General features: G+C 44.8%; 19 protein-coding genes. 8 read left to right on the top strand and 11 right to left on the bottom strand.

Annotated features, from left to right (window positions below; genetic code table 11):
- Window positions 1-150: 150 nt before the first annotated feature.
- Window positions 151-573: a hypothetical protein gene (locus NIAKO_RS08065; RefSeq protein WP_014217921.1), complete on the bottom strand. Its 423-nt coding sequence runs from the start codon at window positions 571-573 to the stop codon at window positions 151-153.
- 1,063 nt (window positions 574-1,636) lie between these two features.
- Here NIAKO_RS08065 and NIAKO_RS08075 point away from each other — a divergent pair.
- On the top strand, window positions 1,637-2,431 hold the full coding sequence (locus NIAKO_RS08075) for a mechanosensitive ion channel family protein (protein WP_014217923.1): 795 nt from the start codon (window positions 1,637-1,639) through the stop codon (window positions 2,429-2,431).
- Window positions 2,432-2,433: 2 nt separating this feature from the next.
- Here NIAKO_RS08075 and NIAKO_RS08080 read toward each other — a convergent pair whose 3' ends face one another.
- Genes NIAKO_RS08080 through NIAKO_RS08085 form a run of 3 tightly spaced genes read right to left on the bottom strand, consistent with a single transcriptional unit; the run spans window position 2,434 to window position 4,510 of the window.
- Window positions 2,434-3,267 carry an SDR family oxidoreductase gene (locus tag NIAKO_RS08080; RefSeq protein WP_014217924.1) on the bottom strand — a complete coding sequence of 278 codons (834 nt, stop codon included), beginning with the start codon at window positions 3,265-3,267 and terminating at the stop codon, window positions 2,434-2,436.
- Between the two features lie 42 nt (window positions 3,268-3,309).
- Window positions 3,310-3,630 (bottom strand): FAD-dependent oxidoreductase, encoded by a 321-nt coding sequence (locus tag NIAKO_RS39555; RefSeq protein ID WP_049815479.1) that lies wholly within the window; start codon window positions 3,628-3,630, stop codon window positions 3,310-3,312.
- Window positions 3,617-4,510 carry an NAD(P)/FAD-dependent oxidoreductase gene (locus tag NIAKO_RS08085; protein ID WP_049815480.1) on the bottom strand — a complete coding sequence of 298 codons (894 nt, stop codon included), beginning with the start codon at window positions 4,508-4,510 and terminating at the stop codon, window positions 3,617-3,619. The genes NIAKO_RS39555 and NIAKO_RS08085 overlap by 14 nt, the downstream gene beginning before the upstream one ends.
- 236 nt (window positions 4,511-4,746) lie before the next feature.
- Here NIAKO_RS08085 and NIAKO_RS08090 point away from each other — a divergent pair, with 236 nt between their 5' ends.
- On the top strand, window positions 4,747-7,770 hold the full coding sequence (locus NIAKO_RS08090) for an ATP-binding protein (RefSeq protein WP_014217925.1): 3,024 nt from the start codon (window positions 4,747-4,749) through the stop codon (window positions 7,768-7,770).
- A gap of 1 nt (window position 7,771) precedes the next feature.
- Here NIAKO_RS08090 and NIAKO_RS08095 read toward each other — a convergent pair whose 3' ends face one another.
- Window positions 7,772-8,644 carry a ThuA domain-containing protein gene (locus NIAKO_RS08095; RefSeq protein ID WP_014217926.1) on the bottom strand — a complete coding sequence of 291 codons (873 nt, stop codon included), beginning with the start codon at window positions 8,642-8,644 and terminating at the stop codon, window positions 7,772-7,774.
- Window positions 8,645-8,733: 89 nt separating this feature from the next.
- On the opposite strand from NIAKO_RS08095, the gene NIAKO_RS08100 reads away from it, so the two are divergent.
- Complete coding sequence (locus NIAKO_RS08100) at window positions 8,734-9,675, top strand: hypothetical protein (protein WP_014217927.1); 942 nt, start codon at window positions 8,734-8,736, stop codon at window positions 9,673-9,675.
- Window positions 9,676-10,049: 374 nt separating this feature from the next.
- Here NIAKO_RS08100 and NIAKO_RS08110 read toward each other — a convergent pair whose 3' ends face one another.
- Window positions 10,050-10,445 carry a DUF4267 domain-containing protein gene (locus NIAKO_RS08110; RefSeq protein ID WP_014217928.1) on the bottom strand — a complete coding sequence of 132 codons (396 nt, stop codon included), beginning with the start codon at window positions 10,443-10,445 and terminating at the stop codon, window positions 10,050-10,052.
- 65 nt (window positions 10,446-10,510) lie between these two features.
- Between NIAKO_RS08110 and NIAKO_RS08115 the strand changes: the two genes are divergently transcribed.
- Window positions 10,511-10,786, top strand: a complete 276-nt coding sequence (locus NIAKO_RS08115) for a hypothetical protein (RefSeq protein ID WP_041346502.1) — start codon at window positions 10,511-10,513, stop codon at window positions 10,784-10,786.
- A gap of 162 nt (window positions 10,787-10,948) precedes the next feature.
- Window positions 10,949-11,821 (top strand): pirin family protein, encoded by an 873-nt coding sequence (locus NIAKO_RS08120; RefSeq protein WP_014217929.1) that lies wholly within the window; start codon window positions 10,949-10,951, stop codon window positions 11,819-11,821.
- 48 nt (window positions 11,822-11,869) lie between these two features.
- Here NIAKO_RS08120 and NIAKO_RS08125 read toward each other — a convergent pair whose 3' ends face one another.
- The 3 genes from NIAKO_RS08125 to xth all read right to left on the bottom strand — a co-directional run bounded on the left by NIAKO_RS08125 (window position 11,870) and on the right by xth (window position 15,080).
- Complete coding sequence (locus NIAKO_RS08125; protein WP_014217930.1) at window positions 11,870-12,175, bottom strand: antibiotic biosynthesis monooxygenase family protein; 306 nt, start codon at window positions 12,173-12,175, stop codon at window positions 11,870-11,872.
- 157 nt (window positions 12,176-12,332) lie between these two features.
- The gene (locus NIAKO_RS08130; RefSeq protein ID WP_014217931.1) at window positions 12,333-14,201 is read right to left on the bottom strand and encodes a hypothetical protein; all 1,869 of its coding nucleotides are present in this window, start codon (window positions 14,199-14,201) and stop codon (window positions 12,333-12,335) included.
- A gap of 105 nt (window positions 14,202-14,306) precedes the next feature.
- A complete protein-coding gene (gene xth / locus NIAKO_RS08135; protein WP_014217932.1) occupies window positions 14,307-15,080 on the bottom strand; it encodes an exodeoxyribonuclease III in 774 nt (257 codons plus the stop codon).
- A 198-nt stretch (window positions 15,081-15,278) separates the two neighbouring features.
- On the opposite strand from xth, the gene NIAKO_RS08140 reads away from it, so the two are divergent.
- Together NIAKO_RS08140 and NIAKO_RS08145 are read left to right on the top strand one after the other, a co-directional pair.
- Window positions 15,279-16,010, top strand: a complete 732-nt coding sequence (locus NIAKO_RS08140) for a hypothetical protein (RefSeq protein ID WP_014217933.1) — start codon at window positions 15,279-15,281, stop codon at window positions 16,008-16,010.
- A gap of 213 nt (window positions 16,011-16,223) precedes the next feature.
- Window positions 16,224-16,685 (top strand): YbhB/YbcL family Raf kinase inhibitor-like protein, encoded by a 462-nt coding sequence (locus NIAKO_RS08145; protein WP_014217934.1) that lies wholly within the window; start codon window positions 16,224-16,226, stop codon window positions 16,683-16,685.
- A 76-nt stretch (window positions 16,686-16,761) separates the two neighbouring features.
- Here NIAKO_RS08145 and NIAKO_RS36515 read toward each other — a convergent pair whose 3' ends face one another.
- Window positions 16,762-20,913 carry a sugar-binding protein gene (locus NIAKO_RS36515; RefSeq protein WP_014217935.1) on the bottom strand — a complete coding sequence of 1,384 codons (4,152 nt, stop codon included), beginning with the start codon at window positions 20,911-20,913 and terminating at the stop codon, window positions 16,762-16,764.
- A 475-nt stretch (window positions 20,914-21,388) separates the two neighbouring features.
- Window positions 21,389-22,066, bottom strand: coding sequence for a DUF4919 domain-containing protein (locus NIAKO_RS08155; RefSeq protein ID WP_014217936.1), 678 nt, complete (start codon window positions 22,064-22,066; stop codon window positions 21,389-21,391).
- Between the two features lie 130 nt (window positions 22,067-22,196).
- On the opposite strand from NIAKO_RS08155, the gene NIAKO_RS08160 reads away from it, so the two are divergent.
- Complete coding sequence (locus tag NIAKO_RS08160) at window positions 22,197-23,828, top strand: DUF6377 domain-containing protein (RefSeq protein ID WP_063721338.1); 1,632 nt, start codon at window positions 22,197-22,199, stop codon at window positions 23,826-23,828.
- Window positions 23,829-23,968 lie beyond the last annotated feature (140 nt).

The raw sequence follows: 23,968 nt of genomic DNA on the forward strand, positions 1-23,968 counted from the left end.
TGACATGTTTGATGAGGCAGAATAACTACTATGATACTTTATCAGACGAGGGATTACAAAGACGAAAATGTACCTGTATCCTGCTCCCTGTAGGGCTTTACATCAAAACTACATTCTCCATTGGACACACTTTTTATACCAGTACGATTACTAAACGCTTTCCCACATGGTATTTTCGGTGGCTATCACCTGCATGGTTCCGTTAGAGGATAATGTTACATTTTTTAATGTGTACAAGCCGGGCTTACAGTTTCCTGGAACTGTTAGTCCATCAATGATTGCTTCGGCCGGTAAGCTGCCTCCGTCACCGGCGTTCACCTTTTCTGTAATTTCAATTGATTGCATTGGGCAGAAATAAAGCACCATTTTGCCAAAATTGCTTTCTAATCTAACCGGGGAAATGTTTGCTGTCACGGTTTCGCCGTGTGACAGTTTTTCTTCTTTCATTCTCTGTTGCAGTACATGCGGTTGAGAATAAGAAGTAATTACCACCGGAGTTGATTTTTCTGACTCTGTGGGTTTGCCCTTTGCACCAAAGAGATTGCTGAAAAGGGATGTGTGTTCTTTTTTCATATCTCTTAAATTTTTAGTTACAAAAAACAATACTAAAAAGAGGTCTTCTTATACGAGTGTATAAGCTAAATATCTTATTGTTCCGATCTGATCTGTAAATAGGATACAGTAATGTACAATTCGTCTTTCTTCGGATTTATTAGCGGTGTTATAAAGGTTCCAATCCATATTATCGGCTCAATAGGGTGGAGCTAAAAAGAGGATAATATGACTCAATTAATACTACCTGAAATAGACAGCGGTTACCTGTGAATTGCTGCTTTGTTTGAAATGGCGAAATGCATACAACCGGAATGTTGTTAACTATGCTTTCGTCTGGAATGTTTTCAAAATGGTGGAGATAATAATAAATTCCGTTTCCCTAATTCATCAATCGACCTGGTACCTGTTGTGAAGATGTTGTAATGCTTTCCCCCAATTTGCAAACGCACTGTTTGTGTGCATACTTCCAATGATAAAAGAACAAATATTATGCCGGGCAAACCCTGTCCCATTGCTACAAGAATTACTGATCGTCTTTTATAATATCCTTTATTATTTGTTGTTGTTATGTTGCTGTAAGCAGATGGTTATTGCTTTCACTTCTTATCTATACGTTGAATTGCAGTATTGCGTTGGCAATGCTATTGCCGGTTCACGGTGAAAGAAGTGTTAATACATGCCCGAATTTAAATCGCACGTATCAAATAGATCTTAACAATAAACAGCTGCCGAAGCGTTATGAATCTAAGCCCGCTATTGAAAGCAACTGGATTTTTTACTCTAACCTAATTTACTTCTTTTTTCTGGTATACTAATGCACCATCCACATTAAAATTTAAATTTTACAAAAATCTGAAAATGATAATAGCTTGTCTTAACAAGGCAGGAGGAATTTGTCACGGAAGGATTATTAAAACCAACACATCCTTTACTCAAAATGTTAATGCCGGGTTTGGGAACCGGGGGTATGTTTTCCCCAAGGGGGTCGATTATCCCGCGCTGTTTACGAACCCGGTTTTACAATATGGGCTGGCATTGATTTATTGGGATAAGCATTGATATGTATAAAATAATGTCCGCGATGGAAAAATGGTTCGATCTTATAAAGCAAAAGTTGGAGTCCTGGTTAGTGCTTTTGATAAAAATGTTGCCTAACCTGTTATTGGCCGTGCTTGTATTTACCGGTTTCTTTCTTTTGGCTAAATTCCTGCGAAAGCTGGTGAATAAGCTCCTGGTGCGGTTGTCCCACAAACCGACTATCAGCGGGTTGTTCAGCACCCTGTTTTTTATAGTTGTTCTTTTGGTGGGCCTTTTTATCAGTTTGCAACTGCTGCATCTTGAAAAAACCATTGCTTCCCTGCTGGCAGGGGCTGGTATTATTGGTCTGGCCCTGGGTTTTGCCTTCCAGGACCTCACCGCCAATTTCATTTCAGGGGTATTTATAATATTCAGAAAACCGTTCGATGTTGGCAATATTGTGGACACGAACGGTTTTACGGGAATTGTGGAAGAAATACAACTGCGGTCTACCACCATCCGCACTTTTCAGGGTCTTCACATCATGTTGCCAAACAAGGAAATTTTCCAGAAGCCAATTACAAACTATTCCCTCAGTGGTAAACGGCGTATCGATGTGGACCTTACTTTTCCCGGCAAGGCGAATCTGCAGGCTATTGAGCAAAAAATAAAGGAGGCCGTGTCAACTGTTCCTGAGGTGAAGGATGACAAAGTGCAGATCCTGTTTGTTGACTATAACGGCGATACGGTTAAAATGGAAGTGCATTGCTGGATTGACAATACGATCGAGATGGGCTACAACAGTACCCGCGATAAAGTGTTGCGGCAGATACATGCGGCCGTTATCTCGCAATTGTAATGTTAACCGTTAATAATGGAACCGCCATTGGGGTGTAATACCTGTCCGGTCATATAAGAAGCGTCTTTTGAAGCCAGGAAAAGATAGCTGGGAGCTACCTCAACCGGTTCACCGGCCCTTTGTAAAGGCGTGTTCTCCCCATGGTGTTTATTGCCTTCTTTATCATTGGTGGCTGTGGCAAGGGGCGTCCAGATGGGGCCAGGGGCCACCCCGTTCACCCTGATCTCTTTGTCTAACAGGCTGGCCGAAAGGCTGCGGGTAAAAGCGACAATAGCGCCTTTTGTGGCGCTGTAATCTAACAGCTGGGCATTGCCCTGGTAAGCAGTTACCGAACTGGTATTAATAATGGCGCTGCCTTTGGGCATATGTGGCAATGCTGCTTTTGTAATCCAGATCATGGCAAATACATTTACCTGAAAGGTATGTATCAGGTTTTCGGTGGTTATATCTTCCAGGGTGTTGGTCTGGTGCTGGGTGCCGGCATTGTTAACGAGGATATCTATCTGGCCGAAATGGGTGACCGTTTTTTCAACCAGTTGCCGGCAAAAAGTTTCCTGGCTTATGTCGCCCGGGATTAGCAATACTTCCCCGCCATATTTTTCAATCAATGCTTTTGTGCTTCTGGCATCTTCATGTTCGTTCAGGTAATTGATGGCCACTTTAGCGCCTTCTTTGGCAAACAGGATAGCCACGGCTTTACCAATGCCGCTGTCGCCACCGGTAATCAGGGCGATCTTGTTTTTTAATTTCCCACCGGGCTGATGTGTTACATCATCCACTACGGGTTTATGGTCCATCTGCTTCTCACTGCCGGGTAAAGTTTGGGTGGGTTTCATGTTCGTTGGTTTCCTTATTACTGGAAAAAGCTGTGCCCGGTATTACCCGCGTTCAAAGCCAAATATCGGGGCGTCATCATCCTGTAGCCCCAGGGCCAGGCGGGTAATTATCTGTGCCGCTATAATGCTGAATGTTATTCCATTGCCTCCCAGTCCCAGCGCAAAATAGGTATGCGGTTTGCCTGGCAGGCAGCCAATATAGGGCAGTCCATCGCGGGTAGATGCAAAGGTGCCCGCCCATTGAAAATCAGTCCTGAAATGAATGGCCGGGAACAACTTCCTGAATGCCCCCTCCAGGGCCTTTGCTTTGGCCGGCAGGGCCCGGTCGCGCAGGTAAGGACTGGAAAAGTCATCGTCTGCCACCCACCAGCATGCGATTGTCGCCGGTTGTGCGCAGGTATAAATAGGGCCGGGCTGTTTCCCAGATCAGGGCATTGCGATGCCATAAATGATTGGTATTGCCGGCCTCGCTCACGATGGCATAAGTGGAATGCAGGGTTTGCACTTTTTGTGGAATATATTGGGCCGATTCGTACCCACAGGCAATAATCAGCTTCCGGGCTTTTATCTTTTTGCCTTCTTCAGTTACCAGATTTACCCCAGCCCGGTTCTCCTCAAAATGTCTGATGGCGGTATGGTCATATACTTCCACCCCCAGTTGGCGACAGCGATGTAACAGGGCATGGGTAAGGCTATATGCTTTTACTTCGGCCGCATTGCGGGATAGGAGGGCGGCGTCTTTTTCAAATCCAAATTTGTCGTTTATGGCGTTTTTGTCGAGCCATTGCAAGTCAATCCCGTATTGTTTGCGAAGGATGTATTCCTGTTTCAGGGCTGCCACATCTTTTTTGTAAGAAGCATACTGCAGGCTGGGTCGGCGGGTAAAACCGGCCTCGGGCCATTTTCCGCAAATATTTTCAAGATCATCAATAGCTTTCAGGCAAAGCAGGTAACTGCGCACTGCATCCTTTTCACCGCGTTTGGCAATCAGTTCTCTCAGCGGAACATCAATTTCATATTGCAACAAAGCAGTGCTGGCTGCTGTACTTCCCATCCCAACATGCCGTTTATCAACTACCACGGTTTTAAATCCGGCATTACATAAATGCCACGCAGCCAGTGCGCCGCTGATCCCGGCTCCCATTATTACCACATCGGTACGTATATCGTTTTGCAAGGACGGATAGGAATGAATAATGCCTTTGTCGAGCAGCCAGAATGGATATTCCGATCTTAAGTCCATGTTCATTTGCTAATTAAGAAGTATGCCATTGTTCCAATGGCATACCATTTGAAATTGTAACACCAAAAGCAAAGCGTTTATTGCTGCATGCTTACTATGAATGGTTTCCCAAGGTATGGCTCATTGCATTCGCTTAGGCGTTTAGCATGTTGCTGGGTAACATATTACTCAACCTGAGGTAGCAGCGTATATTAAAAAATATGAAAACCAGTGCTTGTACGAATGCATAAATGAACATGGAAAAGAATATATCAATAACCAATTTGGATTTTTTATCTGGTGGTGGTGATATGGGGAAACGGATTCGCAATTTTGATTGGGGGAATACGCCACTGGGAGATCCGGAAACCTGGGAACAAGGGTTAAAGACCTGTGTTCGTATTATTCTTACCTCGGCGCAACCCATGTTTGTATGGTGGGGGCCTTCGCTCATCAGTATTTATAACGATCAATATGCGCATTTTCTGGGGGTAAAACATCCGGCCGCGTTAGGCGCCAAAGCAGAAGATATCTGGCGGGAAATATGGGACCTGCTGCTTCCCAAAATTAAAAGTGTAGAACAGAATGAAGGTACTTACGACGATTCCATGCTTTTTATTATGGAACGCAAGGGCTACCAGGAAGAAGTGTATGTGTCGTTTTGTTATAGCCCCGTACCTGGTGATGATGGTACCATGAAGGGCCTGTTCTGCGTTTGTACCGACAATACAGAACGTGTTATCAATGAAAGATCGTTACAAACACTTCGTGAACTGGGCGCGATAGCATTTGATGAAAAATCGTTGCAGATCATTTATCAGAATGTTGCGGAAGCATTAAGTAAAAACAATAAAGATTTTCCTTTCGCCACTGTATATAAAATAGAAAATACCGGCCGTATTGCTGAAGCCACTGCTTCAACAGGCGCCAACAATAAACAATACCTGCTGCCAGCAGTTATTGCCCTGGATGCGCCCACCATGGAAACGCGTGATTTTTGCCAGGCATATGATTCCAATAAATTAACATTTGCTGAAATCGTTACCCAAGATCAGGAGATCCCGAAAGGCGAATGGCAAAAAGCTTCTACAAATTTTGTTTATATACCCATCACAGCAGTAGGCAGCAGCCATCCTTATGCAATTATTTTTGCCGCGCTGAATCCTTACCGTTTATTCGATAATAGTTTCAAACAGTTCTGCGAACTGATCGGCGAGCGGGTTTCCCTGGAGATCAATAAAATGCTGGCTATTGAAGAAGAACGAAAACGTGCGGAAGAACTGGAACAGATAGACAAGGCAAAAACTGTTTTCTTCAGTAACATCAGTCATGAGTTCAGAACTCCGCTAACGCTCATCTTAAATCCGCTGGAGGAATTACTCAATCAGCCAACCAATAATTTATCGGCCATCGAGCGGCAGAATATTGAAACAACCCACCGGAATGCGGTACGGTTACTCAAGCTGGTAAATACTTTGCTTGATTTCAGCCGGATTGAATCGGGCAGGCAACAGGCCAGTTATACATTGACCGATCTGGTTGCATTGACCACCAACCTGGCTGCCAATTTCAGGGCCGTAATTGAGAAAGCAGGTATGCAGCTCATTATTAAGGCAGATACGGTTATACAACCCGTGTATGTTGACCGGCAGATGTGGGAAAAGATCGTTTTTAATTTGTTGTCCAATGCATTCAAGTATACGCTTGCCGGCAGTATTACAGTTGAAGTGACGGCAGAAGGTAAATATGCGGTCCTTAAAATAATTGATACCGGTGTTGGCATTCCCCAAGCAGAACTGCCGCATATGTTTGAACGTTTTCACCGGGTGCAACATGTAACGGGCCGCACGTTTGAAGGAACCGGTATTGGCCTGTCGTTAATAAAAGAGTTTGTGTTGTTGCACAAAGGTGAAATTGGAGTTGAAAGTGAATTAGGCAAAGGCAGCACATTTACTGTTCGAATACCTATAGGTAAGGCGCATTTGCCCCAGCAACAAATAATGATGAATGATCTGAATGAACAGGAAGGCATCCTTACATCAACCATGTTTGTGGAAGAAGCCGGCACTTTACTGGTAAGGAATAATAAGGTAAATGATGTACCTGCAGATCGAAACGGTTTGCCACTGGTACTGGTTGTAGATGACAATGCCGACATGCGCGATCACCTGCGATCAGTGCTGATGCCCCATTTTGAAATAGTTACGGCTAATAATGGTCAGGAGGCGCTTCAAAAAATTCAGCAGCAACCACCATCCCTTATTTTGAGCGATATTATGATGCCAGTGCTGGATGGTATTGGATTGTTGCAGCAGGTAAAAGCAAACAAGGCCACTGCACACATACCCGTTATCCTGTTAACTGCCCGGGCGGGCGAGGAGTCGAAGATTGTAGGGTGGGAAACCGGCGCCGATGATTACCTCACCAAACCATTTTCATCCAAAGAACTGATCTCCCGCATTGCTTCGCAAATAAAGACCCAGCAAATAAGAACCGAAGCAATGACAGACATTGCCGAGCAAAGGAATTATGCAAAGAAGCTGGAAGAAATGAACGGGGAGCTTACCAAAATGAATGAAGAACTTACGTCATTCGCTTATGTAAGCAGTCATGATCTGCAGGAACCATTGCGCAAGATCCAGATGTTCAGTAAACGTATCCTGGAGAAAGAAATAAACAGTCTGAGCGATGAAGGAAAGAATTTCTTTTACCGGATGGACAATGCCGCCAGCAGGATGCAGCTGTTAATAAATGATCTGCTCGCCTATTCCCGCACCAATACTTCGAAAAAGCATTTTGAAAAAACGGATCTCAATCTGCTGCTTGCAGAAGTAAAACAGGAGCTGATGGAAAAAATAATTGCCACAAATAGTATAATAGAATACGGACCGCTACCCGTGCTTTCTATCATCCCTTTCCAGTTCAAACAATTATTCACCAACCTTATTGCCAACTCCATCAAATTTGCGCGGCCCGATGTGCCGCCGCGTATTACTATTAAATGCGAGGTGGTTGATGGCCAAAAAATCGATAAACCCACTGCTGTTGCAGAAAGGAAATACTGGAAAATTTCGGTCGCCGATAATGGTACCGGATTCGATCCCAAATTCAGCGAACAGATATTTGGCTTATTCCAGCGTCTGCATGGCCGCAGGGATTATGAAGGAACCGGTATTGGACTGGCGATTGCCAAAAAAGTGGTAGAGAACCATAATGGCATTATTTCGGCCGAAGGCATAGAAAATGAAGGGGCTACCATTCACCTGTACCTGCCTGCATAGATTATCTGGCAGCAGGATACAATGTTTTCTTTCCGGTTTTTTTACCCGCCAGCCAGAAGAGGCCATCGATGATCAACTGGCCATAATCCTTATTTGCAAATTGAAAGGATAATTCCTTATTGGTTTTGTTGTCATAATCGATGTCGTTATGGCCCATATTCACGTACAGTAATTTGTATTTTTTGTTCGTCCATACAACGGGGTAATACCCTGAATGCCAGATCTCATGTTGTTTGGGGCCGGTACCGAGCGGGAAGCTGGTTGAATCGATGGACAGCAGGATCTCTATATCCGGGTTTTTCCGCAGGTCATTTTCCCACTTATACCATTCATTAGGGGCTGATTTAAATGTTACCGGCAGGTGCCGGGTTACAGGATGTTTGCTGTTCTCCACCCGTAAAATGGCTGGCGTTGGGTGCCAGGTATTACCGCTGTACTGGCCAGAGCCTAACAAGGTGTTATGGTACCAATCCCAGTTTTGCGGATAAGTGGATGGTGTGAGGGCAAAACCGGCAAAATGAAACGCCAGCAGGCCGCCGCCATGCTGCATGTAATTCTCCAGCGCCATTCTTTGTGTGGAGTCGTCTGGCCGGGTATCCAGAAAAATAACCACCTGGTATTTGGCGAGGTTATTCGTATTCAGCAAACTCCAGTCGTTGGTAGAATCGTATTGAAAGTGATACCGGCCTGCCTGTTGGGCGAACCATTTATTGGCTTCATGTACAAAACTTATGTGCGCCAGATCGTGTTTGGCGGTATAAAAAGCCAGTACATTAAACGTAGCTTTTTGCTGACTCGCAGCGTCGGGAATACCTGTAACGTTCAGGAAACTTATAATTACCAGGAAACGAATTAAGAGCTGTTTAGCAGGCATCGGTTGAACAGTTTATCTTTTTTATTAATGGGGGTTCCAATGTACGATTTTTACCGCAGTTGGATGGCCGTTATTGAGTAAATTGGCATATGGGACAATCCATTGGTAAAATAATTGCCCAACGCACGGGGATAGATAACCTGATAGATTTATTGGCCGATGAATTATCGGGCACTGAACTGAATTCGCTGCTACTGGAAGTATTTTCGCGCAGAACACAGCTGCTAACGGCGCCTGAGTTGTTGAAGCAATATGAACAGAACCGTTTTGTACAACCGGCAGATTCAGACTTTATTCATTTACTGGAGAGATCCCTGCAAACGTTGACATGTTTGTCCCGGCATCATTTTCTGCCCTTGCAGGTGTCGCCTCTCAGTCAATTGGGCACCTGTTCGGCGGTAGCAACAGTTGACCAGGATAAAGTAGTTTCAGCATTACGCAACTGTGAGGTGTTGTCTGATGCTACCAATGCCCTGGCGATGTATATCAGCAGCCAAAAGAAAAAACAGAAAAGCAATGATGCCGGTGCGCATATAAAATATTGCACTACGCAACGCCATGTGCGGTCGCAGCCTTTTCAGGCAAAAGGGTTTTCGCCGCATTTCACTATTGGCTGCCTGGTTTCATCCGGTACCGATACCGGGAATTTTGCTTTTGAAAAGAAAGCGATCGCAGAACATTTTGTGGCCCTGCAGGAGGTGTTGACCACTGTTTTCAATTCCGGGCCGGTCAGGTTCAGGTTACAGCAACGGACTGGCTATCCTGATGCTTTTATCCCAGCCATTTTGGAGTTTCTTCATAGCCAGTGTCCAGCACTGCATGTAATTGTGGATGAAAACCCCGGTTCCAACAACTATTACAAAGGGGTTCAGTTCAAAGCGGTGGTCACCTTGCAGCAACGCGACTTTGAAATTGCCGATGGCGGTTTGGTTACCTGGACCCAGCAAATGCTTAATAATAAAAAAGAACGGTTCTTTATTTCGGGATTCGGACTTGAATTGCTGAATAAACTGGAAGAAGGATTGTTGTAATGTTCAATAAACAAGAGCCCCGATGGAAATCGGGGCTCAATTGTATTTATACGTCTCCCTATTTAACTTGTATTTTTAATTGTCTTGGTTGGTGGTGCAAACTTACAATGCACTTCCGCTGTACTTTTCGCTTTGTATGTCAATGACCGGTTTTTGTATGTGAATGATAAAAATGATATATATGAATGCCGCCTCACTGCTATTTTTTCACCGGTGGGACAGCTGCACATTTTACCAAAGTATAGTTATCGCAAAACCTACCGGAAAATATTTTATCTCAAAAAGTTAAGAAAACGCCTGTTAAAAAGAGCAGCCAACCATTGCTGGCTGGTTGTACGGCAAAACGGGTCTTCAACACGAAAATGGGAACGGGATTAAACATTTTCAGTTTTTACACGTAAATAATGAATGCCCAGCAGGATGGCGATTATCACCGCAGAAAGGTGCGGATAAAGCGCGGCCGTTTTAAAAGTGGTTTGTGAAGCAACGATGCTCATATCGGTAGCAGGTATGATTACTGCGCAGAGCAACAGGATGCCCAGCGCGCGGAATTGACGGGCAAGTAGCAACGCAACTAATATCAATCCGGAAAAAATATCCCTGATCCCTTTAATATAATGGAAAGAATAATTACCGCCGGTGTTCACCTGGATGCCATAGGCATGTTCTGCCACAACTGGAAGAAGGAAAAAACGGGCGCCGATAAAAATAAGCCCAAGGCCGGTGAGTAAACAGAGCCAGAACGCGATAGTGTGAGTGACATTTTTCATTGCATTAAGTTTATAATGCAAATGTCATTTCCAACTCAAACTTTTTCGTGCACCCAGGTTAATTAATGCAGGGAAAGCCTTTTTCGTATGCGGCTGAGCGATTGCGGTTTTACCCCCACGAAGGAGGCAATATAATACTGGGGAATACGCTGCTGCAGATCGGGATGGGCCTGCAACAGTTTCTCATAACGTTGTTCGTGCGTATCGATACGCCTTCTTACGATAGTAAATTGTTTGAACACTTTGTATCGCTCATCAACGAAAAAGGAAACAGCATACACAAAGTAGATGATTATGCCGATGCATTGGTAACATCAAGGCAGATGTATGCGCGTTTATGATCCCGGGTTTTCAGCGGATAAACTTTTGTGATTGCATTTTGCAATCGCCATGGAGTGAGTAGGTTATGCCGGCTTTTACTTACCTGTAGTATAGTGGCTCAAAAGCCATACAATACTTGCGTAATTTTGTGATGTAGTCATTACTACATAAAATTACAGGTTATGGCAATTACAAGAGAATTGGTACGAATAGAAAGCCCTAAAGGTGAACCCGGATTTCTGGGTGCAGGGCATATTGCACGGCCATTGATATACGACAATTACGAACAATCTGATCCATTTATTTTGTTGATGGACGATATGTTGGATAAGAAGGATACTACACCTGCAGGCGGTCCCCACCCACATGCCGGTTTTGAAACCGTAACGTTGGTACTGGATGGCGAATTGGGCGCAGATGATCATCAATTGAAAAGCGGCGACTTTCAATTGATGACAGCGGGCAGCGGGGTAGTACATACTGAGGTTATTGATAAACCAGGTAGTATGCGTATTCTGCAATTATGGGCCAACCTGGGCCGGGAAAACCGGAAGGCTGTGCCACGGCTGCAGGACCTTCCGCTGGATCATGTACCGGTTATTAATGAAAACGGAACGCATATAAGATTATACAGTGGTACATTGGCTGATATTACATCGCCGGTTCAAAACTATGTACCGTTGCTGATCGCTGATATTACCGTTGAGCCGGGTGTAACCTCTACTCTAAAAATCCCTGCAAACTATAATACGTTCTTATATGTATTAGCTGGAACCGTGCAGGTGGGTGAATTAAAAAACTCCCTGCACAAAGACCAGGTAGGCTGGTTAAATAAATTTGACCAGAACGAAGAAAGTGAATTGAAGGTTACTGCGGGATCAGCGGGAGGCCGGTTTGTATTATACGGTGGTAAACCATTGCATGAGAATATTGTTTCTCACGGTCCATTTATTGCAGATGATTCTGAAGAAATTGTGCAGTTGTATAAGGAATACCGGCAGGGCAAAATGAAACATATCTCCACTGTGCCGGAAGCACAGCATTATAAATGGTAAATGTAAAAAGGGCCGGCAACGGCCCTTTAACATTTAATACATTTCTGTTTAGGCGTGTTCGAGAATGCTTTCCGTTGTGTATACTTTCAATGTAGGCTTTTTGGCAAAATCTTTTTTTACTTTGTCAACCAATTCCCGGTATTTACCGCTGCTTTCATAAGCATCAGCATCGGCTTTTGTTTCCCAGGTTGTCATTGAAATATACTCATCCGAGTTGTCCATTGGTTCAAGTAATCTGCAGTCAAGATTACCTTTCTGAACTTTTACAACAGGCACTACTTCTTCGCGGTAAGTTTTTTTGGCCTGGTCTACATTTTGCGGCATAAAACTGATGTAGGTGAGTCGGACAATCATAAAACCTCCTGTTTTTTAAGATGAATAATACTGAATTGTTTAGAAAGATTCCAGACTGTGCGGATTTGTTAAGGACGCAGGTAAAATGAAGTGTTTGGAGAATTAAGTTACAACTAATATTAATATGATGTTATCTAAGGCAGGGAAACTTTGCTAATTATTCCATGCTAAAAGTATAATTCAGTTTGTTACCGCCATCAATGGTGAGCACCGTCACCTTTTGCTCACCGGATTTGAGTGTTGTTGCTTTCAGGTTTGCAGTAGCAGCAGGATCGAAGTTGATAATTATCATCCCGCCTGCTTTTTTTAAAACTGCTTTGCCAGGTGAAACAATGTTTGCTTCATCGGTTGGGTTCAATAACAAAGGGATGTATTCAGTAAAATGCCCCGGATGCTGAATGGTCACTTCAATTGTTTTATCGCGAAATACAACCGACTTTTTTCCCATTGTGCCCAATGGGTAAGATATCGTTAATACGCCAGTTGCAAGATCATGACTGCCCGGAATGGGCGTAATGGTCGTAATGGTCTTATTGTTTATTGAAAACGATGCTTCCAGCGTGTCTGCTTCATACAGCTTACCACCTTCCGGTTGCGTGCCCCAGGCTGCATCGTATGTATCTGTTTGCGATTGTAAAAATGAACCGGCTTTGGGATGCCACAAAAGCCCGATGCCGTAACGCTGTTGTGGTTTTAACTGTGGGCCTGAATTAAAACAGGCATAATAACCTGGCTGCCGTACATAGGTAAAAACAGTGGGGTTGCGGCTGTCCATTTTTTGATGAATGAACCGCTGGCTTTTTATATACGGCAGCTGTTTTATCGCATCCGCTTTTTGTTGTGGTGAAGGATACCATTGATAAAGAGGACGGTGAAGGAACACATAGGGAGAATAGGCGCTGAAACCACCCGTTGCCAATGGCGCTACATTGGGCCAGGTTTGTTCCAGTTTTTTTCTTGCCTCCTCAACAGCTCTTTTCTTTTCTGTTGTGTTCTGCTCAAATGCCCGTATGCCTGCCACTGATTCGCCCAGGGGTGTGGCCGTGAAATAACTGAAGAGCGTAGTGGCTTTCTGGCGCATTTCTATTGGCCTGTTGATGGTGTAAATATCCGAGCCGGGCTCCGGTACTGCATTATAGCAGATCCAGTTATAATATCGTTGCTCTTCTTCAGTGAATTCATTGGCAAGCGCAGTGCCATGGCTGTAATGATACGCTATCCACAAATTACTATGATGCGTATTGAAGTTATAGCCAAAGTCGGTACCGCCGGCTTCGTAAAAAAATCCGGCCGGACTTTGAAAATCGTTTGCCGATTGTTTTATCCGGTTCTCTAACTGACTTTTTATTGCAGCATCTTTATAAAGCGACAAATACGCCAGCGCGCCTGCCCATACATTGGTAAACTGGTTGGAGAAATTTTTTCCGCTTTGGTAGAGATCCTCCCGGGTGAGTACAGCCATTATTGTTTTTCTATCGGCAGCTATGGCATTTTGTAAAACCGCCGTATCGATGGCCGGGCCATTTTTCAGCAGCCTGAGGGTTTCGCCCATGAATTTGGTGCTGAAAGCAGTTGCAGCCAGGTTCCACTTCTGCGGTCCATACTCACTAAAACGGCCATCTGCATTTTGACTTCGGCACCAGAACGATAACGCCGCTTCCAGCCGTAGCCGAAGGGCAGGAGAGTTATAGTAAATATTCCAGGGGCGATTGGTACAGTAAAACCAGGCGAGTGAAAGCATGTTCTCCATAATGCGGGCGTTATAAGGTTTGTTATCTTCCGGTGAACGCCATACCGGAATATTGATGAAACCTTTATCGGGACCGGTTGCCACCACGCTGTTGGCAAACGTGTGAAAATGTTTCAGGTAATAAGGCAGGTCCAGCTCCGCATCTGTAAAATCGGAAGGCTTGTATTTAGAAAGATCGATATCAGGTATGGCCGGCCATTGAGCATGAACCGGGTTCACGCATACCGTGAATAACACCATCAATACAAGGGCAGGGTAGCAGGCATTTCGTTGCATGGAGTTAGTATTTTCGCATACAAGATATTATTTTGGCCGGTTCAAAAACGCCCAAAACGATACTGGCTAAAATAGCTTATTGAAATGCTTATCTTTTTTAACAGGTTAATCTTTGAGCTCGATCCACACCGGCGCATGATCGCTTGATTTTTCCCAACCCCGTACGTCGCGGTCAACACCGGCAGCTTTCAATCGTTTTTCTATGGCAGGATTTAATAAAAAATGATCGATGCGAAGACCTGCATTACGTTCGTAAGCATTGCGGAAATAATCCCAGAAAGTGTATATGGTGTCGTTAGGATATAGGGTTCTGATGGCGTCGGTCCAGCCCTGATCGACCAGCTTTTTAAATGCCGCCCGGGTTTCAGGCCGGAACAGTGCATCGTTGACCCAGCGTTCCGGTTTATATACATCCTTTTCAGTGGGCATCACATTGTAATCGCCGGTAAGTATAACGGGCTTTTTCGATTTTTGCAGTGCGGCTGCGTAGGTGGTGAGGCGTTCAAACCACGACAGTTTATAATCAAACTTGGGACCGGGAGCGGGGTTGCCATTGGGTAAATACAGGCAGCCTATGGTAATGTCGTTCACGGTTGCTTCAATATAGCGGCTGTGCACATCGTCAGGATCGCCGGGGAGGCCCCGCTGCGTTTCAACCGGCTGTCCATGCTTTGATAAGATAGCTACGCCATTCCAGCTTTTTTGTCCATGCCAGATGGCTTTATACCCTGCCTCGGCGATGGCTTGTTCAGGAAACTTCTCCTGCGGCGCTTTCAATTCCTGCAAACAAACCACCTCGGGTTTACTTTCATGCAGCCAGCGGAGCAGTACGGGCAGGCGCCCATTGACCCCATTTACGTTATAAGTAGCTATTTTCATTACTGTTACTCCTTTACACCGAAATTAATGATTGTAAAGAAATTCATAATAGTTTGGCTGGTGTTCTTAAAAAGATTTTGGGGCATAAAACTTGTGTCTACTTCCCATGTGTATTTTGTGCGTACTGTACCCTGATAATATTCATAAGACCTTTTATAGCCAACCGAGTCGCCTATTCAATTTGTTAAAAATTATTTTATGGATGTTTCTCAAGGGAAGCAACGGCAATTTCCCACAGTAGCCATTGTGCTGGTATTACTTGTTCTTTGTGTTATGCCGGGCCAGATGTTGGTGGCCAAACAATTTCCCGCCATTGCAGGAAGGGTGCAGATAAGTCCGATCCTTGTATTCCTGGATATTCCTGTCAGGGTACCGGTTAACATCGACATGATCATAGCGCCAGCCCTGTTCTTTCTTCTTTATCCGTTGGTAATTATATTTTCTCCATCAAGGCGGCATGTGCTGCAACGGCTGCGCGCTGCGTTTACCGGTTTATTTATTTTATTGTGTTGTACACTGGCAGGCGGGTTCATTTATTATCTCATACAAAGCCGGCTCACTACGCAGGTGTTAACCGGCATCAACTCCATGGGAATAAATGCAGCTATTCATCTCCCTTACCGGGGTTATGAAACCATAAATTTACGGGGAAGCCTGATCGTATTTATATGCTTTTCGATTGGACTGTTTATATTCCTTCGTAAAATAAGCAAGGCGCCAGCAGAAGGCCTGACCCGCGAACAACGCATGAGCCCTTATGAGCGGATGCTGGAGGAACGGCGAATGGGAGTACCGGAACGGCAGAAAAATGTAATAATTGAAAAGCCCCGGGTGATAATTCAGAAGGATAATAACAGGCAATCTGGTTTATGCTATTGCCAGCCGGTTATGCGCTTCAGGCCTGAGGCGCTTTATTATATGCCGGGTTGATCTTAATTGGTGCTTATGAAAATACTATCATAGCTCCATCCCGAGCCACCAACGCCGCTGACCATACACCGCATGCACCGAAATACGAACCCTTATAAAAAATAGTCCTGCTGATATTTTACCCTAATTGTGTAGAACATAAGCGTTTAAATGGGTGTTTGCTCAATATTCTAAAATGGCAGGTGAATTGATGCTATTAGGGAAATTGAAGTTATGGCAAAAACTGCAACCCGGCAGCTTGAGCTGTCAAGTCCTGCTTTCAAAGCAGATGGCGACATTCCGGCAAGATATACCTGCGATGGGGAAGGCATAAACCCACCAATGCACATCGGTAATTTACCGGAAGATGTACACACGCTTGCACTGATCGTAGAAGATCCTGATGCACCCGGTGGAACGTTCGATCACTGGTTGGTTTGGAATATACAACCAGTGGCTGTTATACATGAACATGCAAATCCCGGTATATCAGGCAATAACTCAGCTGGTAAAACAGGTTATCATCCTCCTTGTCCGCCCAAGGGCTCACACCGTTATTATTTCCACGTATATGCATTGGATCGTGAACTTGATCTTGAGCCCGGCGAATCAAAAGAGAGTTTACAAAAAGCCATGAAATCACATATTCTAGCTGAGGGAACAATTATGGGCAGGTATGAACGGCAGGGGAAATAGTGTTGTTAAGGATTATCTATTTACGCAAAATGGCGCCCCGTAAACCGGGACGCCATTTTATTTATGCTGTATGGAGTTACTTTATCAACAGCTTTTTATTTATCAATCTTGTGCCCGATTCAAACCGCACCATATAAAATCCTTTGGGCAGGTTTTGCAAATACAGGGGAATGCGTAACTGGCCTTTGGCTGTAAATACCAGGTGACCAGCCAGATCGAACACCCTGACGGTGCCGGTTTCGCTGCCGCCTGAAATAATAGCAGTGGCGCTTCCATTAGTAACCGGGTTGGGCACTACCTGCATATTGTTTTCATTGTCTACACGCAAGCTTTGTGTAACCAGGTTATTTACCAGGGCATTTGCTGTGCTTTCCAGTGTAAGCGTTCCAAATGCCGATGTGTTCTGGTAATTGTTAATGGTGCCCATCCATACTGCCTGGGCATCGCGGTCGCCACCATTATCATCGTCGTCATTGGCAATATCGAACCCAATTTGTTTACCAGCGGTTGGCGTAATTCCCAATTGCGACCAGGGAATGCTCAATTCGATCGTATAACCGCCGCTGATGGCCGCCCATGCATGTTGTACGCCGCTAACAGCTGATTTGCTGAACAGCGAGCTGTTGTTCCAGGCTTTTATAAACTGGTTGTCGACACCATCGTAAGTGGTCAGTTTATTGTTATTGGCATCGATGAATATTTCAATGGCATCGTTGTTCCAGGGATCGGGCGAATCGTTGTTAAGCGTATTGTCAAGCACTTTGGCCGCTATGTACAGGTTGTTATTATCCCATAGGGCGCCAAAGGTTACGTTGTTGTTGCCCGTACCGATCACGCTTTTGGCAGCACTGTTGTTCAGCTTCCAGGCGGCTTCGTTAATAACGCCATCGATGGTTATAGTTCCATTGGCAGGGTAACTGTGTACCACATTCACCGAGGCGCCCACCGTAACCGTGATATTATCAGTTGCGGTTAAAGTGCCATCGTTTACGGTTAACTGAAATACGTAGGTATTGCCATCTGCCAAACCTGAAACAGCGGGATTAGCGGTATTGGCGTTTGTAATGGTAACGGCAGGTCCGCTAACCTGCGTCCAGCTATAGGTTACAGCATTGCCTTCGGGGTCAGTACCGGTACCATGCAAGGTAACACTGGTGGTTCCTGCATTCAGACTGGTGTCGGGGCCTGCATTGGCTACGGGTGGTTGGTTCACACTACCATTACAACTGGTCATATACACCGTACCAAAAACTGATGGGTTTTGAAAGGCTGTAGTATTGTTGGCAAACGTGGTTGTTTGAGCATCGCGGGTGCCGCCATTGTCGTCATCGTCTATTTGCACATCAAGGCCAATGGCTTTACCAATTGCCGGAGTAGCGCCAATGGTTGTCCAGGGAATGGCAATTTCAGCAGTATAGCCTGAACCGGTGGCGTACATCCTGAAATTGATACCTGTAGTATTGGCTACTGAATTACTGCCGGTATATATGGTATTGTCGTTCCAGCGGAATCCAAACTGAAAATCATTGATGCCGTCGTAAGTAGTTCCCTTGCTGTTGTTGCCATCGATGAATATTTCCACCACATCATCTTCCCACCAGTTGGGACCAGAGTCGTTTATACGGGTAGCATCATTTACTTCCACCAGCAGGTACAGGTTATTGTTATCATACAATGCACGCCACCTGCCACTATAATCTGCCGGGCGGCTACCCAACACAACCTGGTTGATGTTGGTAACCGGGGCCGATGCCCAGGCTGCTTCTATGTTTTGATCGATCACAGGCGGCGTACCATTTACCAGGCCAATAACCGGTGCAGTACAGGGTGGGTTGTCATTATCGGTAATGGTAATTACCGCTACCGTATCCGGGCCCAGTTTGTAACCTGAGCCTGGCAACAGGGTAAGCCGCAGGGTTTCTACGCCCTCGAACTGGGTGTCGTCAACCGGAGTAATAGTAATGGTTTGTGAAAGCTGCGAAGGGGTAAGGGTAACGGTTCCACTCAGGGTGGGGTTCGCCGTATAATCGGCGGCGGTAGCCGTGCCACTAATTGCATATTGGATGGTAGCCGCCTGGGTTATACCAGCAGTGGTAATAGTAAAAGTTCCGGTATTGCCGCCTTCACCAGCTGTATCGTCCGTGGCTTTTACATTTACGGCCGGACTAACAGTAACATTTTTGGTAGCAGTTTTATTACCATCGCCCGATGTAACCGTAATGGTGGCTGAACCGGTGCCTACAGCAGTAATTTTGCCGGAAGCATCCACCGTAACAACAGCCGTATTGCTGCTGCTCCAGCTTACCGTTTTATTGCTGGCATCAGCAGGAATTATTACTGGTGTTAACTGAACCGTTTGGTTCAACGCCAGGGTGGTATCACCTGCCGGACTAATACTTACGCCGGTCACCGGCACATTTACATTTTGAAAAATAAGCTGGAAGGAGGGATTGCGATTTATGTAGGTGCCCGATTCCGCATCGGTAACCGAAAGGTTGTTAAAGGTCATGCCCTGCGAATTGGCATCGCAGTAAATGCCAAAACCGCCATATACGTCGGCCGCTACATCGCGGGTAACGGGGTCTTTACCGGTACCAATGATGGTGGTATTGGTAAATTTAATGTCGTGCAGGTTGCTGCCACTGACGCGAATGGCATCGCGTTGTGAATTAAGAATGGTGGTATTGTCAAACTGCATGTTAAAGATGCCGGAGCCGGCAAAGAATTCTATCGCTCCCCGCATCTGGTTCCACAGATCGTAACTGGTACCGCAGTTCTCGACAGTGTTCTCATAAAAATGAGTAACGTCGCCGGGAAACTCAAAGCCAAAACCGGCAAAATCATTGGTAAAGCGAATACCGGAACCTGCCACGCCATCTTTAATATAATTATGATGCACCTGGTGACCGGTACCGCCAAATATGGCAATGCTGCCGGCCCGCCAGTTGTTTTCAATAGTGTTATTGCTGAAAGTATTGTTGCGCTCCTGCACCGAACCCTGCACATCACTGGCAGGCCACATAGCCAGGGCATCATCGCCATTGTTACGCAGGCTGCACTGGGTTACTGTAGAGCCGGAAGTACCTATACAGAAATTAACGCCATCTGCATAGTTGTTCCGGATACGACAGTTGCTGATGGTAAGGTTGCGGGTAACATCAACAGGGTAGGGCGCATCATAGCCCCCGATCCAGAAACCACATTCAAAATGTTCTACCCAGATATCATGAATACCCGAACCGGTACCATAGGTGCCCATGAAGCCTTTATAAATTTTGTATTTCTGTCCGTCGCGCGGATTGGGCTCATCATACTTTAACCGGTCGTTGTTGGCGGTGCCCATAGTGAAGTTGGAAATTTCAACGCCGCTGCTGCGTGACATGATGCCGCCATAAAACTGTTTATCGGTGCTGAAATAAACCTGCGTATACCAGATACCTGCACCGGTAATTTTCATGTTGGTCACATTCAGTATTAACTTATCGCTTAACAAAAAGCGTCCGGCCGGGATATATACGTTTTTCCCCTGTGTTTTGGCGGCGGCAATACAGCTATTAAAGGCTGCATAGTCATCGTTGGCGTCGTCGGCCACGGCGCCAAAATCAGTAACGTTTAAATAGCCGGCAGGCAGGCTAATGGCTGCAGGTACGGGTTCCAGTTCAATAAAATCAACCCCATAAGTAAGGGCATCGCCATTTGTTTTTTGAATTTTTATGGTGTCGCCCGAATTGATGGTATTGGTAACTGTAAAATGCACTTCATCAAAACGCATAAAAGTTTTGGTGTGGGGCGTTTGAAAGGGATCGCCTTCCCCGCCTACATCAAAATACTGATACGCCCAGTATGAGGTAAGGTCGATGGTTTTCACCAGCACATTGTTTACGTACAGGCTTAGTGAGCCGGTTTGACCGGTGCCGGAGCTGTTATCGGGTATGGTAAAACGTAGATTTACGCCCCTGGCGGCGGCAGTAGTTTTCCACTGTACAAAAGAGCCATTGGAAGGGAGGCTTACATATTTCTGGTTGGAAGCTTCAGACGCGATGTCTGTTTGAACAAACTGTACGGATGATTGCAGGGAAGCACTTCCGCCCATGCTGCCGTTTTCCGCTTCATAGCGGGTATAGGGCATGTTGTTGGCGCCCCTTGGCAACCCATCGCTTTGCGCCAGCAGGTAAAGCGGCGCCTGACAGGCTAACAGTAAAGCAAGCTGAGATACAATTTTTTTCATAATTAAATGGATCTGGTTTTTTGGCCCGTTCGGCTAACCGCATAGGAGAGCCTTCACCGGGCCGGTGTTTTTAATGATATGGCAAAAAAACGCTTAAGGCGAAAAGCTAAAGGCTAAACGCGAAATGCTGCTAATGAAGAAGGTTTTGGACAATATGTGGGGTAAACGGTTTTAAGGCAGAACGCATAATGCAGAACGCAAAAATCAAAACGCTGAAAGCGTAAAGTTGAAATGTACATTATGCTAAAGAATAATGTACAAAACGAAAAATCGGGAATTAGTGTTCGGCATTCAGCGTTAAGCGTTCAGCATCCTAAACTAATCAAGTGACAGGCCAAAGCCAAAAAGTATAATGGGAATCTACCGGATTGGGGAAAAAACGCAGTTTTCTATGCAGATAGGCTTGTGTAAATCAGCAGATTGATAGTATAGTTGATTTAGATTTAATATAATGATGATATTGGTTGAAATAGAATTATTTGCTTTTTTCCCTGCCCATTGTTGTGGTGGCATGTTCAATGATAAAATAAAAAACCTTTGATTGTCCGTTTTCAAAATTGGCAGAAAGAACGTTCAGGAAGTTTCCATTTGGGTCTTTGTCAGGCTTCATCTGTTCAACGGTAGCGTTTAAATACTTATTGATGTAATCGTGTCCATCAAAAGCCCCCAACGTAAACATGGGGGAATCCCATGTTCCGATTCCGCTAAAACTCATGGCCTGAAATATTCTTAATACCTGGTAAGCATATGACCGCGCGCTGTCTGCGTGGTTAAGTTGCTGAAATGAATAAGCAACCCCAAAAAGGGCTTTTATACTGAATGGATTCGTTTTTAAATATGATTGTCCAAGATCGATCGCTTCCTTATATTTTGATTTGTCATAAAGTCGCCATATTTTTTCATCCGTTGAGAAATCAAAAGGTTTGTAATCGGGTTTATCAGTAAAACCGATCAATAATGCCAGTATTTCATAATCCGTTAATGTGGTGTCTAAAGCAGTATAGCGGGTCAATAATTTATTGTAATCCAGCTTGTCTTTTTTGTCTTTGGTTTTTGCCAGGATATTGTTAAAGTCGGTTTGATAATTGAATGTATCCTGAGCGAAGCCGCAGGCGGCTGCAACCAAAAGGATTATTGTAAACAGGAGTTTCATTTGCCTATAATACGGCGTTTTTTTGCATACTGCAATTTTTTGCAATTATGATTTTTACGCTGCCTGTGATTTGGATTTGCTCCCTTTCTGCTTTAGTTTTGGTAAAAGCCTGATTTGCCATAACGATTATATGAAGAAATTGCTGCTGCTCTCCGCCTGTCTGTTCATTTTCTGTAACCAGTATGCTCAAACGGATTCACTGGCCAGTTCCCTGAAACAATTGAATGAGATTTTAGCACATCAGCCTGCGTTCGACCAAAAAAAGCAGGGTGAGATCGATTCGTTCAAAAAGTTACTGGCCGCTACCAATAACAACGATCTGCCGGCATTATTCAGGGCCTACGAAAATCTGTACATCGCTTACCGGGTATTTCAGTATGATTCAGCTTACAATTACGCCAAAAAAATGCAGGCCGTGGCAAACCGGCTCAATGATCCCGCGCTGATCAATTACACCCGCATTAAAATGGGTTTTTCCATGTTGTCGTCGGGGATGTATAAGGAAACGATGGATTCCCTGTCTACCATTCAGATCAACGCCGTACCCGACAGTTGCCGTGCGGAATATTACGCGCTGATGGGCAGATATTATTACGACCTGGGTGATTATGATAAAGACCAGTACCATACGCCCCGGTATATTGAAAAAGGCGCCCAGTACATCGATTCTGCCCTGGCGCTGCTGGACAAAAATTCTCACGACTATATTTATTATGAAGGGCTAAAGGAATTGAAGTCGGGAAACAGGGTAGATGCCAAACGGAATTTTGATCAGTTACTGGCCCGTCGGGGACTTACCCCGCACCAGGTGGCCATTACTGCTTCCACGCTAAGCGACCTGTATATTCAAAATGGCGATAACGACCAGGCTATACTTTTACTTATCCGGGCAGTGATCGCTGATGTACAATCCAGCACAAAAGAAACTTCCGCCGCATTTATTCTTTCTACCTTATTATATAAGAAGGCCGATATCAAAAATGCCTCTGTATGTATTAACCAGGCGTTTTCCGACGCTGTGTTCTTTGGCGCCCGGCAGCGTAAAGTGCAGGTGGGCGATGTATTGCCCCTGATAGAAGCGCAGAAATATGCCATGGTAGAACAACAAAAAACAAAACTGCTTTGGTACGCCGGGTTGGTTACCTTTTTATTGTTGCTGGTGATAGCCCTTATTATTATTGTGTTCAAACAACTGGAAAAATTAAAGCGGGCACAGAAGGCCATCCTGGAAGCGCATCATAATATGCAGGAGGCGAACCGGCGCTTATCGGAAACCAATGAGAAGCTAAATGACGCCAATAAAATTAAAGAAGAGTATATTGGCTATTTCTTTAATGTCAACTCGGAGTTTTTCGATAAGATAGAACGGTTCAAGAAATCTATTGATCAGAAACTGACCGACCGGAAGTTTGACGAGATCCGCTTCCTGGTAAATAATATCAATCTGAAAAGGGAAAAGGAAGAACTGCTGAAACATTTTGACCGGGCCTTTTTGAAACTGTTTCCCAATTTTGTGCCCGAGTTCAACGAGCTGTTTAAAGAAGAAGACCGGATAGAACTGGAGGATAATGAACTGCTCAATACCGATCTGCGCATTTTTGCCCTCGCCCGCATGGGGATCCATGAAAATGAAAAGATCGCCCATATCCTGCAATATTCCGTCAACACCATCAACACCTACAAAACCCGCATCCGGAACAAATCGATCGTTCCGAATGAAGAGTTTGAAAAAAGGATCATGCAGATAAAGACTATAGATTAGAATCAGTTTCTGGTTACAGGTTGCAGGTTGCAAGGAAGAACGCCCTGTAACCTGCAACGGGTACATTTTGTACAAAAACCTACTCATTTGCAGATATATTCTTTTAAAAAATATACATTCGCAACTTCTTACAAATAAAA

Source organism: Niastella koreensis GR20-10 (assembly GCF_000246855.1).
Lineage (GTDB): Bacteria > Bacteroidota > Bacteroidia > Chitinophagales > Chitinophagaceae > Niastella > Niastella koreensis.